The 13,952-nt window shown below is 70.7% G+C and carries 12 protein-coding genes; 4 read left to right on the forward strand and 8 right to left on the reverse strand.

The features are described 5' to 3' along the window. Positions 1–81: 81 nt before the first annotated feature. Entirely contained in the window at positions 82–1,248 is a 1,167-nt protein-coding gene (gene mltG / locus ABZS58_RS19320; RefSeq protein ID WP_354783204.1) for an endolytic transglycosylase MltG, read from the forward strand. A 39-nt stretch (positions 1,249–1,287) separates the two neighbouring features. On the opposite strand, the gene katG is transcribed toward mltG, so the two are convergent. Together katG and ABZS58_RS19330 are read right to left on the reverse strand one after the other, a co-directional pair. Further along, positions 1,288–3,510, reverse strand: a complete 2,223-nt coding sequence (gene katG / locus ABZS58_RS19325; RefSeq protein WP_354783206.1) for a catalase/peroxidase HPI — start codon at positions 3,508–3,510, stop codon at positions 1,288–1,290. Between the two features lie 17 nt (positions 3,511–3,527). Further along, entirely contained in the window at positions 3,528–3,965 is a 438-nt protein-coding gene (locus tag ABZS58_RS19330; RefSeq protein ID WP_354783208.1) for a Fur family transcriptional regulator, read from the reverse strand. 119 nt (positions 3,966–4,084) lie between these two features. Between ABZS58_RS19330 and ABZS58_RS19335 the strand changes: the two genes are divergently transcribed. Continuing rightward, positions 4,085–4,627, forward strand: a complete 543-nt coding sequence (locus ABZS58_RS19335) for a helix-turn-helix domain-containing protein (RefSeq protein ID WP_354783210.1) — start codon at positions 4,085–4,087, stop codon at positions 4,625–4,627. Continuing rightward, entirely contained in the window at positions 4,620–5,840 is a 1,221-nt protein-coding gene (locus tag ABZS58_RS19340; RefSeq protein WP_354783212.1) for an MFS transporter, read from the forward strand. The genes ABZS58_RS19335 and ABZS58_RS19340 overlap by 8 nt, the downstream gene beginning before the upstream one ends. A 120-nt stretch (positions 5,841–5,960) precedes the next feature. On the opposite strand, the gene ABZS58_RS19345 is transcribed toward ABZS58_RS19340, so the two are convergent. The 4 genes from ABZS58_RS19345 to ABZS58_RS19360 all read right to left on the reverse strand — a co-directional run bounded on the left by ABZS58_RS19345 (position 5,961) and on the right by ABZS58_RS19360 (position 10,341). Then, the gene (locus ABZS58_RS19345) at positions 5,961–6,368 is read right to left on the reverse strand and encodes a hypothetical protein (protein ID WP_354783214.1); all 408 of its coding nucleotides are present in this window, start codon (positions 6,366–6,368) and stop codon (positions 5,961–5,963) included. Next, positions 6,358–7,038 (reverse strand): DUF433 domain-containing protein, encoded by a 681-nt coding sequence (locus ABZS58_RS19350; protein ID WP_354783216.1) that lies wholly within the window; start codon positions 7,036–7,038, stop codon positions 6,358–6,360. The genes ABZS58_RS19345 and ABZS58_RS19350 overlap by 11 nt, the downstream gene beginning before the upstream one ends. A gap of 105 nt (positions 7,039–7,143) precedes the next feature. Then, entirely contained in the window at positions 7,144–8,463 is a 1,320-nt protein-coding gene (locus tag ABZS58_RS19355; protein WP_354783218.1) for a condensation domain-containing protein, read from the reverse strand. Positions 8,464–8,724: 261 nt separating this feature from the next. Further along, entirely contained in the window at positions 8,725–10,341 is a 1,617-nt protein-coding gene (locus tag ABZS58_RS19360) for a CBM35 domain-containing protein (protein WP_354783220.1), read from the reverse strand. A gap of 412 nt (positions 10,342–10,753) precedes the next feature. On the opposite strand from ABZS58_RS19360, the gene ABZS58_RS19365 reads away from it, so the two are divergent. Further along, positions 10,754–11,377, forward strand: coding sequence for an SIMPL domain-containing protein (locus tag ABZS58_RS19365; protein ID WP_354783222.1), 624 nt, complete (start codon positions 10,754–10,756; stop codon positions 11,375–11,377). 108 nt (positions 11,378–11,485) lie between these two features. On the opposite strand, the gene ABZS58_RS19370 is transcribed toward ABZS58_RS19365, so the two are convergent. Beyond that, positions 11,486–11,686, reverse strand: a complete 201-nt coding sequence (locus ABZS58_RS19370; RefSeq protein WP_354783224.1) for a hypothetical protein — start codon at positions 11,684–11,686, stop codon at positions 11,486–11,488. A 202-nt stretch (positions 11,687–11,888) separates the two neighbouring features. After that, positions 11,889–13,871, reverse strand: a complete 1,983-nt coding sequence (locus tag ABZS58_RS19375) for a cell wall-binding repeat-containing protein (RefSeq protein ID WP_354783226.1) — start codon at positions 13,869–13,871, stop codon at positions 11,889–11,891. Positions 13,872–13,952 lie beyond the last annotated feature (81 nt).

Genomic DNA, 13,952 nt, shown 5'->3' on the forward strand with positions numbered 1-13,952 from the left:
ACCGGAAGATCCGCCGGCCGGGCGAAGTGTGACCCGGCCGGTGGATCGTCACCGCCGCGCGGCGCGCATACGCTGACGTCCGTGCGGACCGACGAGTTCGAGCAAACGTGGCCGGACGACGGCCACCACCGTCGCCGTCGGCCCGCCGCACCGGCCCGCCGTGGACGGTCGCTGCTGGTGGTGCTGCTCGTGCTCGTGGTGCTGGGCGGCGGGGCGTATCTCGGCGCCGACAGGATCCGCGGGCTCGTCCCGCCGGCCGACTACGGGTCCGCGGGCACCGGCGAGGTGGTCGTCGAGGTCAAGGACGGCGACACGGCGGGAGCCATCGCGCGGGCCCTGCTCGCGAAGGGCGTCGTGAAGAGCACCGAGGCGTTCGTCGAGGCCGCCGCCGGCGACCCGCGCAGCGCGAAGATCCAGCCCGGCACGTACCGGCTGCGCAGCCAGATGCGCGCGACGGACGCCCTCGCGATGCTGCTCGACCTCGGCAACAAGGTCGTCAGCCGCACGACCCTGCGCGAGGGGCTGTCCTACCTGGCGACGTTCAGGGCGCTGGCGAAGGAGACGGGCATCCCGTTCGCGGACTTCGAGGCGGCGGCGAAGGACCCCGTGGCGCTCGGTGTGCCCGCGCTCTGGTTCGACCGCCGCGACGGCAGACCGTCGAAACGGTCGGTCGAGGGGTTCCTGTTCCCGCTGAGCTACGAGTTCCCGCCGGGCGCGACCGCGGAGACGATCCTCAAGGAGATGATCGGGCAGTTCCTGAAGGCCGCCGACGAGATCGGGTTCGTCGAGCACGTCCGGTCGGCGCTGTCGGTCAGCCCGTACGAGGCGCTGATCGTCGCCTCACTGGCACAGGCGGAGGCGGGCATCGAGGAGGACCTGCCGCGCATCGCCCGGGTGGCGTACAACCGTGCGTACAAGGCGAAGATGCCGCTGCAGTTCGACGTCACGGCGAACTACTGGCTGGAGATCAACGGCAAGGAGCCGAAGCACTCCGGGCAGCTGTCGGACGCGGAGCTCGACGATCCGAAGAACCCGTACAACACGGTGGGCAAGGTCGGTCTGCCGCTCGGGCCGATCAACAGCCCGAGCGAGCACGCGCTGCGCGGGGCGATGAACCCGACGCCGGGCGAGAACTGGCTGTTCTTCGTGGCGATCGACGCGTCGGGCAGGTCCGCGTTCGCCGACACCGTCGCCGAGCACGACAGGAACATCGCGCAGGCCTGCCGCAACGGCGTCCCGCTCTGCTGAGGGCCCGGCCGAAGCGGCCGGGCCCTCAATCAGTCACTGTCAGACGAGGTCGAAGCGGTCCAGCTCCATGACCTTCGTCCACGCCGCGACGAAGTCGGCCACGAACTTGTCGCGGGCGTCCTCGCTGGCGTAGACCTCGGCCAGGGCCCGCAGCTGCGAGTTGGAGCCGAAGATGAGGTCGGCCGCGGTCGCGGTCCACCGCACGTCGCCGGAGGCGAGGTCGTGAATCTCGTAGGCGTGCTCGTCGGACGCCGACGCCTTCCACTGCGTCCCCGGGGAGAGCAGGTTGGCGAAGTAGTCGTTGGTGAGCACGCCGGACCGGTCGGTGAACACGCCGTGCCGGCCGCCGCCGACGTTGTTGCCGAGGGCGCGCAGACCGCCGACGAGGACGGTCATCTCGGGCGCGGTCAGGTTCAGCATGTACGCGCGGTCGATGAGCAGGATCTCCGGCTGGGTCTTCTCGCCGGCACGCAGGTAGTTGCGGAACCCGTCGGCGCGCGGCTCCAGGACCCGGAACGACTCGATGTCCGTGTCCTCCTGCGAAGCGTCGGTGCGGCCCGCGTGGAACGGCACGGTCACCTCGACGCCCGCGTCGCGGGCCGCCTTCTCCACGGCCGCCGAACCGGCGAGCACGATGAGGTCGGCGAGGGAGATCTGCGCGCCACCCGCGGCGTTGAACTCCTGCTGGATGCCCTCGAGGGTGCCGAGGACCGTCGCGAGCTGCTCCGGCTGGTTGATCTCCCAGCTGCGCTGCGGCTCGAGGCGGATGCGGGCACCGTTGGCACCGCCGCGCTTGTCGGTGGAGCGGAAGGTCGCGGCCGACGCCCACGCGGTGGAGACCAGCTGGGCGACGCTCAGGCCGGACTCCAGCACCTTCGCCTTGAGCGCGGCGACGTCGGCGTCACCCACCAGCGCGTCCGAGGCTGCCGGGACCGGGTCCTGCCACAGCTGCGGCTCGGCGACCCAGGGGCCCAGGAAGCGGGAGACCGGACCCATGTCGCGGTGCAGCAGCTTGTACCACGCCTTGGCGAACGCGAGCGCGAACTCGTCGGGGTTCTCCAGGAAGCGGCGGGAGATCTTCTCGTACGCCGGATCCACCCGCAGCGAGAGGTCGGTGGTGAGCATCGTCGGCCTGTGCTTCTTCGCCGGGTCGTGCGCGTCCGGGATGATCGCCTCGGCGTCCTTGGCGACCCACTGCTTGGCGCCGGCGGGGCTCGTGGTGAGCTCCCACTCGTAGCCGAACAGGATCTCGAAGAAGCGGTTGCTCCACTCGGTCGGCTTGTCGGTCCAGGTCACCTCGAGACCGCTGGTGATCGTGTCGCCGGCCTTGCCGCTGCCGTGCGTGCTGAGCCACCCGAAGCCCTGCGACTCCAGCGGCGCACCCTCCGGCTCCGGGCCCACGTGGCCGTCGGCGTTGCCGGCGCCGTGCGCCTTGCCGAAGGTGTGGCCGCCGGCGATGAGGGCGACGGTCTCCTCGTCGTTCATCGCCATGCGGGCGAACGTCTCGCGGATGAAGTACGCCGCGGCCAGCGGGTCGGCGTTGCCGCGGGGACCCTGCGGGTTGACGTAGATGAGGCCCATCTCGGCCGCGCCGACGTCGGACGCCATCTCGGCCTCGCCGGTGTACCGCTCGTCGCCGAGCCAGGTGTCCTCCGGCCCCCAGAAGATCTCCTCGGGCTCCCAGACGTCCGCGCGGCCGAAGCCGAAGCCGAACGTCTTGAAGCCCATCGACTCCAGTGCCACGTTGCCGGCCAGGACGAGCAGGTCGGCCCACGAGACCTTCTGGCCGTACTTCGCCTTCACCGGCCACAGCAGCCGGCGGGCCTTGTCGAGGTTGGCGTTGTCGGGCCAGCTGTTGAGCGGGGCGAAACGCTGCCCGCCGTCACCGGCACCGCCGCGGCCGTCGTGGATGCGGTACGTGCCGGCGGCGTGCCAGCTCATCCGGATCATCAGACCGCCGTAGTGCCCGAAGTCGGCCGGCCACCAGTCCTGCGACGTGGTGAGGACCTCGGTGATGTCACGCTTGAGGGCCTCGACGTCGAGCTTGGCGAACTCCTGGGCGTAGCTGAAGTCCGCGCCCAGCGGGTTGCCCTTGGACGAGTGGGCGTGCAGCACCGACAGATCGAGCTGGTTGGGCCACCAGTCGCGGTTGGTGCGCGGCCGCCCGCCGGTCTTCGGGGTCGGCGAGTCGATCGCCGGGTTCTCGCTCTCGCTGCCGTGCACGACCGGGCAGCCGCCCGTCGTGTCCTGGGTGTCGCTCATCTACTTCCTTCCGACTTTCATCCGAACGGACCGGGTGTGCTTGGAGTTACGCAGTCGGGGCAGGTGCCCCAATACACGACTTCCGCCTCGTCGACCACGTAGTCGTGATCGTCCGAGGCGGTGAGGCAGGGAGCGTGGCCGACGGCGCAGTCGACGTCGGCGATCGCGCCGCAGGAGCGGCACACGACGTGATGGTGGTTGTCCGCGACCCGTGACTCGTAGCGGGCGGTCGTGCCCGGCGGCTGGATGCGCCGCACCAGGCCGGCGTCGGTGAGCGCTCGCAGAACATCGTAGACCGCCTGGTGGGACACCATGGGGTGTTCCGCCCGCACCAGCGAGATCACCGTGTCCGTGTCGACGTGCCGGTGCTCGCGCAGCACGCCGAGCACGGCCAGCCGCGGCCGGGTCACCCGCAACGAGGCCGCCCGCAACTGCGCCTCGAAGTCGAACGTCACGCGATCAACATAGAACACCAGTCTGGAACAGTTCAAGTTTTCACCCGGCGTGTTCTTTGTTCTGAGGGTCCAACCCGGTACAACTTGACAGAATACTCTTGAGAGATTTCTCTTAAGAGGTGTCTCTCACAAGTGACGAGGAGCCGATCGCCGACCCCCGGGCGATGCGGGCGCTGACCCATCCGGTCCGAATCGCGCTGATCGAGGCGCTCGGGCTGCACGGGCCGCTCACCGCGACCGCCGCGGCGGCGCACATCGGCGAGACACCGACCACCTGCTCGTTCCATCTGCGGCAGCTCGCCAAGTACGGGTTCGTCGCCGACGCGGGGCGGCCGGGGGCGCGGGAGCGGCCGTGGCGGCTGGTGCGGCCCGGGTTCCGGTTCGCCATGGACGGGGAGGGCGCCGGCGCGGCGACCGAGAAGGTGTTCCGCGAGCACTACCTGGCCCGCCTGCGGCAGCACTGGGAGAGCGACGCGCCGTCCGATACCGCGTTGACGCAGGTGGTCCTCCACGTCACGCCGGAAGAGCTGGCCGGCGTCGTCGCGGAGATGCGGGCCGTGCTGCTCAAGTACCAGGACCGCCTGCCGGACCCGTCGCTGCGGCCGGCGGACGCGGTGCCCGTCGAGGTGCTCGCGTTCGTGCACCCGATGCGCGATGCGTGACGTCCTCACGGGTCGCAACGGTGTGATCTTCTTCGGCGGCCAGGCACTGTCGCTCTTCGGTGACAGCTCGATGTGGATGGCCGCCGGGATCTGGGTCAAGGACATGACGGGCTCCAGCGCGGCGGCCGGCATGATCTTCTTCGCCTTCGCGGCCCCGCTGCTGCTCGCGCCGGTGGCGGGCCTGCTCGCGGACCGGTTCCGCAGGCGGCCGCTGCTCGTCTGCACCAACCTCGTCGTCGGCGCCGCGGTACTGCTGCTGCTGACGGTCGACGGTCCCGCCGACGTCTGGCTCGTCTACGTCGTGATGTTCGTCAACGGCGCCGGGTTCACGATCCTCGGCGCGGCGCAGTCGGCGTTGCTCACCGGCCTGTTCGAGCCCGCGCTGCTGCCGAACGCGAACTCCGTCCTGCAGACGCTGCGCGAAGGACTCAAGCTTGTCGCGCCGCTCGCCGGGGCGGCGATCTACGCCTGGCACGGCCCCGCGGTCGTCATCGCCCTGGACGCCGTGACGTTCGCCGCGGGGGCGGCGTCCGTGTCGCTGCTGAGGGTGCGCGAGGAACGCCCGGCGCCGCTCGGACAGCCGCTCACCGCCCTCGCCGCCGGCTGGCGCCACATCGCCGGCGTTCCGCGGCTGCGCACCATCATCGCGGCCACCGCCTCGGTGCTGATCGTGGTCGGGTTCAGCGAGACACTCATCTACGCCATCAACGACGAGGCCCTGCACAGACCCGCGACCTTCGTCGCCGCGCTGCTGTGCGCACAGGGCGTCGGCGCGGTCGCCGCCGGCCTCACCGCCCCGCTGGCCGTCCGCCGCTTCGGCGAGACCACGACCGCCGGCGTCGGCGTCGCGGTCTTCGGCTGCGGCGCGGCGCTGCTCACGGTGCCGTTGCTCGGGGTGGTCGTCGCGGCGCTCGCCCTCTTCGGCGCAGGCCTCGCCTGGCTCCTCGTCTCGGGCCACACCCTGCTGCAACGCCTCTCGCCGCCCGCGCTGCAGGGCCGGGTGTTCGCCACGGCCGAACTCCTGACCAGCGGACCACAGACCCTGTCCATAGCCCTCGGCGCCGCGCTCGTGTCACTCCTGCACTACCGCATTCCGCTGATCATCATGGCCGCAACCGCGGCAGCCGTCGCCGCATTCCTGATCGTCAGCCGGACCGTCGAGCTCGGCGGCAAGAAGGAGACCGCCGTGCCGAGCGCGGACACCGCGCGGTAAGGCTCGTCGCCGGGACGATGCGCTCACAACTGGTCTGCGATGCGGACGGGCCACGGCCGCGCCCAACTGGACCGTGCTGCCAGCGGCGCGCCGAGCCGGCTCTTGCCGCCGTCCTTCCGCTCAGTCGGGCTGAGGCCAGACCACCTCGAGGCGGCCGTCGCGCTGGACCACCCAGATCTGCCCGCCGCTGCCGTCATCGGCGCACAATTCAGCCATCCGCCGCCGCGCCGCGAGGAACGCCGCGATCATGTCCGCGAAGTTCAGGTTGGCGTTCGCCAGTGCAAACAGCTTGACCCCGTGGTCGACGACGCATTCGCGCTCGAGGGTGACGTGCCGGATCCGGCGGTCTTTGGTCAAGCAGGCCCAACGGCGGCTGCCGGCATGAGCGATCCAACTCGTATCCTCGACCAATTGTGAGTCCGTCTCGCCGAAGACGTCCGCCAGCGTATGGACCGTCAGTCGGGCCTCGCGGAGCGCCGCGACGACCCGCTTCCCGAGGTTGCGGTCAGCCAGGAACTCAAGCGGCACGCCGGGCCATCACTCGCAGCACCGTCTCCACGTCCTCAGTGCTCAGATCGTATTCGTCGGCGATGTCCTCGACCGACTCCCCACCGCCGTAGAACAGGTCCGCGATCGTCTCGACAGGGACTTTGCTGGCCTCGAAGACCGGCTGTCCGAAGCCGAAACGCGGGTCGATGATGACCTGTGCGGCGCCATAGGGTTTCAGGGTGACCCGCTCGGCATAGCCGTCGTCGGCGTAGGAGACGAACTTGATAGCGGTCTCGACGACCTGCCGGATGCCGGCCTGTCCGTCAACCGCCCGCACCCACTCCGGAGCGACCTCTGACGCTGCGTTGAACAGCAGGTCGACACCATCGGTCGCAATGGTGCGGGTGGCGAGGACGTACTCTTCGCCGGTGAGCTTGCGGAGGCGGGCCACGCCCGCCCTGATGTGCTGCATGGACAGCTTCGCGTTGCGTAGTTCGCGCAGGATCTGCGCCTCAGCGAGCGCGATGAACGGCAGCCGAGGGCCGTGCGGGGAAGGCGGGGGCACCGAGTGCATGACCGCCGCCTCGTCGCCGGAGCGGATCCATTCCTTGATCGTGTTCTGACTGATGCCGAGGTGGACACCCGCGACCTGGGCAGTCATGAGCGCGGCGGTGAACCGCTGATCCAGTTGCCTGCCTTGACGTGCCACGCAGTGATCGTACGCCGCTCCTCGATTCCGTTTGCGGCAAGCGGTGCCTGGACCCGAACCGTCCGGGAAGGACCCGCGCCGATCGGAGAAGCACGCCCCGGGGGGCTACGAAGCGGGGGAGAGCGCGGCGGTTACGGCGGTGGCCTGCATGGCGCGGAGCCAGGATTCCGCGGTGGCGGGGGCCAGGTGGTGGGTGTCGAAGACGATGCGGACGGCGATCGCGTCCGGGGCGTCCTCGACGTTGACCATGAGGGGTTCGTGCGGGTCGTCGCGGGCCAGCGGCCAGTCCAAGCGGGTGGCGGCCAGGGCATCGGCCATCGAGGGCAGGGTCACCGGGGTGCCGGGGTCGGCGCGGTCGGTGGTGCGGCGGTCGTTGAAGAGGACCGACAGGTCGATGGTGGTGCCGCGTTCGCGTTCGACGTCGGCAACGGTGGCGGCGAGCTGCAGCGGGTCGAAGCTGGCGTACTTGTACGTCGACAGCACGGCCCGGCGGACCCGGTCCAGGAGCTCGGGAAACGGCGCGTCGGCGACGACGAGGAGGCCGGCCTGGTTGACGGGGCAGACCACGTCGGCGAGGCCGGGCCAGAAGCGGTTGCCGACGATCGGCCGGATGACGATGGGGTCGACGCCGGTGACGCGGGCGGTGGCGGCGGCGAACACGGTCAGCAGCGCGGTCGCCGAGTCGACCTCGTGGCGGGCCATGAGGGTGCGCAGGGCGAGGTGCATGGCGGGTGAGTGCAGCAGGCCTTCGCGGTAGCGGGGTGAGCACCTGTCGGTGGATTCCGGCACGCTACGAGCGGGGACGGTGCGCAGCGTGCGCCGCCAGAAGCGCAGGGCGGCCTCGTTCTGCCGGCGGCCCGCGGGGGAGCGCTGCCTGCGGACCTGGTCGAGGGGCTGCAGGCCGGCCACGGGCGCCGGCTCCCGCCGGGTCACCTCGTCCATCATGATGACGCCGCCGAGCGCATCGGTGACCAGGTGCGTGACGACGGAGACCTGGTGGGTGAGCGCGCCGCGGTGCCGGACGACGCCGACGCGCAGCGGCCAGTCCTTCTCGTAGTCGTAGTCCCAGGTGCGGTACCAGTCGTAGACGGCGCCGGCGAACGCGGCCGGGTCGGCGTCGGAGGGCGCGTCCAGGACCTCGAGGGTGAACGTGCCGGATGCCGACACCTCCTGCCGCACCCGGTCGCCGGGACCGAGGAGCAGTTTGGTGCGCATCGTCTGGTACCGGCCGATCGTGTACCGCAGGTCGTCCACGACGTCGGCGACGGTGGTGCCGGGCTTGAGGGTGCTCGGCCCGCCGATCGGGATCCAGCTGCGCTGGCGGCGCATCGCGAGCCAGATCTCCTGCTGCCCCCACGCCAGGTCGTCGACGCCGGAGCCGTCGCCGGAGAACTCGAAGGTGACCAGGTCCGAGACGGTGAACACGCGTCACCCCACGCCGGCGGAGGTGCCGTGCAGCGTCCCGGCCGCCGGTGCGGCCAGGGTGAGCGATGTCGGTGCACGCAGCGGCAAGACCGGCCTGACCTTTCGCCAGAAAACATCGACGCCCGACGCTAGCACCGTTCGCCGTCGATGGGACCGGCCGGGCGGACGGCTCCATCGGACGTTCCGACAGGCGGGTCGAACGGGATGTGCAACGAGGCGGGTCGCGGTGCCCGGGGTCGGCCGGGCACCGCGACGTCGCTGTCAGGCGTCGGTCTTCTTGAGCTCGACGTAGTCGAGTTCGGCGTAGCCGGCGCCCTTCTGCAGGCGGATCCGGTTGGTGCCGGCGTTGAGCTGGACCGTCACCGGGGCGATGCGGCCCGCGCGGTCCTGGGTCGGGCCGTCGAACCACGCGCCGGTGCTCGGGTAGGAGACGGTGCCCGCGGCGGCGCCGTTGACGTACACCTGGTGGGTGGACGTCGCGGTGGTGCCGTTGGCGTAGCCGACCTCGAGGCGGTAGGTGCCCGTCATCGGTGCCTCGACCGCGAACTCGACGGCGCTGTCCGGGAGGTCGAGCGGTGCGCTCTGCCAGTCGCCGCCGGCCTGGACGTTGCGGTCGGTGGCGAGCGGGTCGACCGTCCACACCGCCGAGTCGACGCGCACCCGTACGTTGCCGGTCAGGCCGCGCCGGGCCAGGCCCAGCACCCGCACGTCGACGTCGTTGTCCTCGCCGCCGACGAGGATCTGCACGGTGCGGAGCTCGTCGTCCCAGCCGGCGACGCCGTCGGAGGCCAGGAACCGCCGGGTGTCCCACCGGCTCACGTCGACGCGGGTGCCGGTCATCGCCTTGTACCAGGCCATCATCTGCCAGCCGGCGTTCGGCTTGAGCCCCGCCGGGGTGCGCCGCAGCGTGTTGCCCAGCAGCCCCGGGTTGGTGTAGATGCCCATCATCGCGTGGTCGACGTCGTACCGCTCGAACTCCGCCCAATGTTTGATCATCGAACCGGGGACGCCCTCGAAGTCCTTCGCGGCGCCCGAGCCGTACTCCTCGATGACGACCGGCAGCGGCCGACCGGGGATGCCGAGCTCGTTTTCGAGGGGGCGGTAGTACCGGCTGAGCGTCTCCGGCACGTCACCGGGGCTCGGGCCGAGGTTGTGCCAGCCGATCATGTTGGGCACGGTGCCGGTGTTGCGGGCGTTGACGAGGAAGTCGCGCATCTTCGTCTGCAGTTCGGGCTGCCAGCCGAGGTAGAACTCGTAGTTCGGCCCCATGATGGGGACGGTCGGGTCGATGGCGCGGATGCGGCGGAACGTTTGCGTCCACAGCCAGTTGAACTTCTCGTCGTAGGTGTTGCCGGGCACGGCGGCGTCCTGGGCGAACCCGCCCTGCAGCTTGTTGTCCGGCTCGTTGAACGGTGCGACAGCGAGCAGGACGTCCTTGTACGACTGGATGGAGCGGGTCGCACTGTCCACTTTGGAGTACCAGTCGGCGGTGCCCTTCCAGTCGTAGGGCCAGCCGCCCATGAGATCGTTGTAGCGCCCGATCATCTTGACGTCGGTGCCCCGCAGCTTGCCGACGACCGCCTCGGTCGACGTCGGATAGGAGGCGTCGCCCTGGGCGCTCTGGTGCTGGCTGAGGTACCGCTGCGAGCCGATCATCAGCTCGTGTGGGGTGTCGGGCGCGGCGGCCACCCCGAAGAGCGTCCCGAGGCCGGCCTTGCGCAGGTTGCCGAACTGGCGGTCGGTGTCCACGGTGATGGTGGAGGCGGCTGCTGCCATGGGGGCGGCGTCGGCGGTGCGCAACTGCGCCACCCCGACCGTCGCCACCACCGCGCCCGCCAGGACGGCCGCGGTCACCGCGGTGCGGCGGCGGGACCTCATTCGGACCTCCACCGCTGCTGCGGCTGCCAACGGACCCATCGGGGAATGCGCATGTGAACCTCACCCTGGCGGAGGTGGGAAACCGGCCCCGCGCGGGACCGATTGATTGGGAGCGCTCCCAACTGTCTCGATGGTTCTGCGGTACCAGCGCCGTCGTCGACCGTTTTCGAAACCCGGCACGACGTCCGTTCACTCCTGACGGTCAAATGCGCGAGATGCGAAGCTGAACCCAGGGCACGGCAGCTTGAATAGGGGTAATACGACCCTAAGGTGAAGAATGTCCCGATCACGTGCCACCGCGCCCGTACTCGTAGCGCTGACAACCCTTGCCGTTCTCTCGTCGTCGCTGCTCGGCGGTCAGCCGGCGGCCGCCTCGGCGGGTTCCCCGTCCGCCGGACAACCCGCGGACAGCGTGCTGGTCACCGGCACGGGCGAAGTCTCCGCTGAACCCGACACGCTCACCGCCAGCTTCGCGGTGGAGACCAGCGCGTCCGCGGTCGACGAAGCCCTGGACCGCGCCAACACCGCGGCTACCCGGATGCGGGACGCGCTGGTGCGCGCCGGGCTGACCAGCGCCGACCTCCAGACGTCGAACGTCGCCGTCAGCTCGCAACGCGACGACGACGGCGGCGGCATCACCGGCTACACCGCCAGCCAAGGAGTCACCGCGACCATCCGGAACCTGCCCCGGGCAGGGGCTGTCATGTCCGAGGCCATCGCGGCAGGCGGCGACGCCGCGCGACTGAACGGTGTGTGGTACTCGATCGAGGACGACACGGCACTGCTCACCGAAGCGCGCAAGAAGGCCTTCGCCGATGCCCGGACAAAGGCCGAACTGTATGCCCGGGAGGCAGGCAGGCCGCTCGGCCGGGTCATCAGGGTGAGCGAGGTGACCCCCGGCGGCGGCGTGGGCTCGGGCGGCACGGACTTCAGAACCGGGGCGGACTCGCCGGTGCCGCTGGAACCGGGCCGGCAGCGACTGGCCGTCACCGTCACGGTGGAGTGGACCCTCCAGCCGGACCGTCGTTCGTCGTGAAGCTTGAGGTGGGAGCACACGCTCATGCCCGCTGCCGCTCGACGACCCGGAGCGGGCTGCCGACGAGACCCACGGCGCCCACTTTCGGGCTGTTCGGACTGCGAGCGTCTAATTCCGCTCAAGTGCGACGACCGCATCAAGGAGACCGTGAAGGCCGAGTTCGTAGCGGTCGGCGTCCAGCCGGACGAACAGCACCTCCTCCATCGGCACGCCGGCGGTCCGCTCCGGCTGGCCGGCGATCACCAGCTCGGCCAGGACGACAAGTTTGAGCTCGTGCAGAGACGTTGGCCCGCTGCCCGGGGTGTTCATCGCTCCTCCGTCCGACTCGGGGCGTGGATGGAGGCACCGCCTGTCCTGCACCCGTTCCCCGCCCGCAGCGCTGCGATGCTCACCCGAAGGGGTGAAACGGTCTCAGCTTCGCCCGTGACCCTGCAACGTCATCGCCGGGACGGTCTTCCCCGTCGCGTCTTTGCCACAGCTCCCGCCTCAGCGCGGACGCGGATCCCCGGGCTTACACAGCACCGTCCGACGGCGGGACGGGGCGGGTGTTGTTGAGCCGCGGCGGCGGGTCCACGCGGCGCAGCGACGACCTGGCGGCCTGGAACGGCTCCCAGGTCTCCGTCGACTCGAGGTAGACCGACTGGCCCGGCGCCGAGACCGCCTCGCCGAGTGGCTCGACCAGGCTCTGCTTCAGTGCCAGGGGGCCGCCGAGCAGCGTCGGCCACCGCACCGACGCGGCGCAGCGGTTCAGGTACGCCTCGGTCTGCGGGCTGAGGCTGCCAGGCGTGCTCAGCAGCAGCGGGCCGCCGTACCAGCCGGCCATCGCCCCGCCGGTCAGCGCGTCGTACCAGGTGGTGGCGGTGGCCACGGCCGCGACGTGTGGGCTGGTGAAGAAGAACTCGGCCACCGCGACCGCTGTCTCGAACTCGGTCGCGCCCGAGACCGGCCAGTACGGCCGCGACCGCCACGACGGCAGCTGCTTGCGGGCGTAGGCGTTCTCGATGGCGCGGCAGCCGGGGCCGCCCACGCCGACGACCGCCTGCTGCGTGGGGTCGATCCCGTTGAGATACGCGGCGGTCGAGGCGGGCATGGTGTCGCCGGCGCTCAGCACGATGACGGTGTCCCGGCTCGCCCCGGCGGCGGCACCCGCGGCGAGTGCGTCGTAGTACTTCAGGGCGGTGGTGACGATGACGGTGTCCGGGTTCGGGGTCATCTCGCGGGCGATCGCGATGGCCGTCTCGTACTCGTCGCGCCCGGCGAGCCGTACCGTGGCATAGCCGGCGGACGTCAGCTGCTGCTCGACCTTCGCCGACAGCGCGACCAGCCCGCCGAGCAGGTAGACGGTGCCCGATCCGCCGAGGAGCCGGTCGATCTCCGCCTTCGTCTGCGGGTCGAGGGACCTCGTGGGCGTGATGAGCAGCGGCCCTTCCTTCTGTACGGCGAGGGCCGACCCGCCGAGCGCGTCGAGGTAGGTGTCGTCGCGGGACAGGACGACGGCCTTCGCGGGCCAGCGAGGGTCGATCGGCCCGGCGCCGTGGGTCGCGTAGCTGTACCGGGACGTCGCCACGGCGGTGCCGAGCGCGGTCGCACCCCAGACCCGGGTCACGTAGTTGGTGAGGACCGGCTGCCACGTGGGCGAGCTCGCGTTCTGCGTGCCGGGGACATCCGTGACCTGCCCGGTGGCGATGTCGATGCGCTTGATCCCGGTCCCCGAGCTGAACAGCACGAGATCCCCGTGGGGTGAGAACACCGGTCCGCGGTTCTGGACACCGGCGGTGGTGAGCTGCCGCTGGTTCGTGCCGTCGGCGGAGGCCAGCCAGACGTGCCAGGAGTTGCGCTCGGCGTCGTACCGGGAGAAGACGAGCTTCGTCGTGTCCGGCGAGAAGTCCGGCTCGCGCCCATTGGTAATGATCTTCGTGACGGAGCGCTGGCCGTCGACCCGGTAGATGTCGGACAGCCAGTCGGTGACGGCGCTGGTGAAGACGACCACGTCGTCGACCGACACCGCCGGGGACTGGTCGATCGGTCCGTCCATCGGCCGGTCGTACACCGGCACGCTCTGCATCCAGGTGCCGTCGGTGCCGGCGTAGCTGAGCTTCCGCCCGGCGGCGTGATACAGGTACCGGCCGTCGGCCGAGACCGCGAGGTCGGAGATCTCCCCGCCGCGGGTCCATGGGAACTCGTACCGGCCGGTGCCGTCGGCCCGGATCGACTCCGGGCGGCGCCGGCCGTTGCCGTAGAAGAACCGGGAGCCGTCCGGCGCCCAGCTGCCCCGCCCGGTGTCGGCGGGCGAGTTCGCGACCAGCACCCTGGGCGAGGAACCGTCGGCCTCGGCGATCCAGATGTCGGTGCCGATCCGGTACGTGATCCTCCCCTTGGATCCCGGCAGCGTGGCCTGCGCACGCTGGGCGGCCGTGGCGACGGTGGCCGTGGCGACACCCGCGGCGACCGCGCCGCGCAGTGCGGCACGGCGGCTGAATCCGAACGACGACACTGGTGCCCTCCCCTGAGCGCGGCGCGCGCCGAACGGATTTTAGGACCGGGATGCCGGTCCTGCCATGGGTCGAACAGTTCC

The organism is Dactylosporangium sp. NPDC005555 (genome assembly GCF_040605635.1).
Classification (GTDB): domain Bacteria; phylum Actinomycetota; class Actinomycetes; order Mycobacteriales; family Micromonosporaceae; genus Dactylosporangium.

Bases quoted from the DNA above. Each gene is read 5' to 3' on its own strand.
- katG (WP_354783206.1), bottom strand. From the start codon at position 3,510: ATGAGCGACACCCAGGACACGACGGGCGGCTGCCCGGTCGTGCACGGC.
- ABZS58_RS19360 (WP_354783220.1), bottom strand. From the start codon at position 10,341: ATGAGGTCCCGCCGCCGCACCGCGGTGACCGCGGCCGTCCTGGCGGGC.
- ABZS58_RS19340 (WP_354783212.1), top strand. From the start codon at position 4,620: ATGCGTGACGTCCTCACGGGTCGCAACGGTGTGATCTTCTTCGGCGGC.
- ABZS58_RS19370 (WP_354783224.1), bottom strand. From the start codon at position 11,686: ATGAACACCCCGGGCAGCGGGCCAACGTCTCTGCACGAGCTCAAACTT.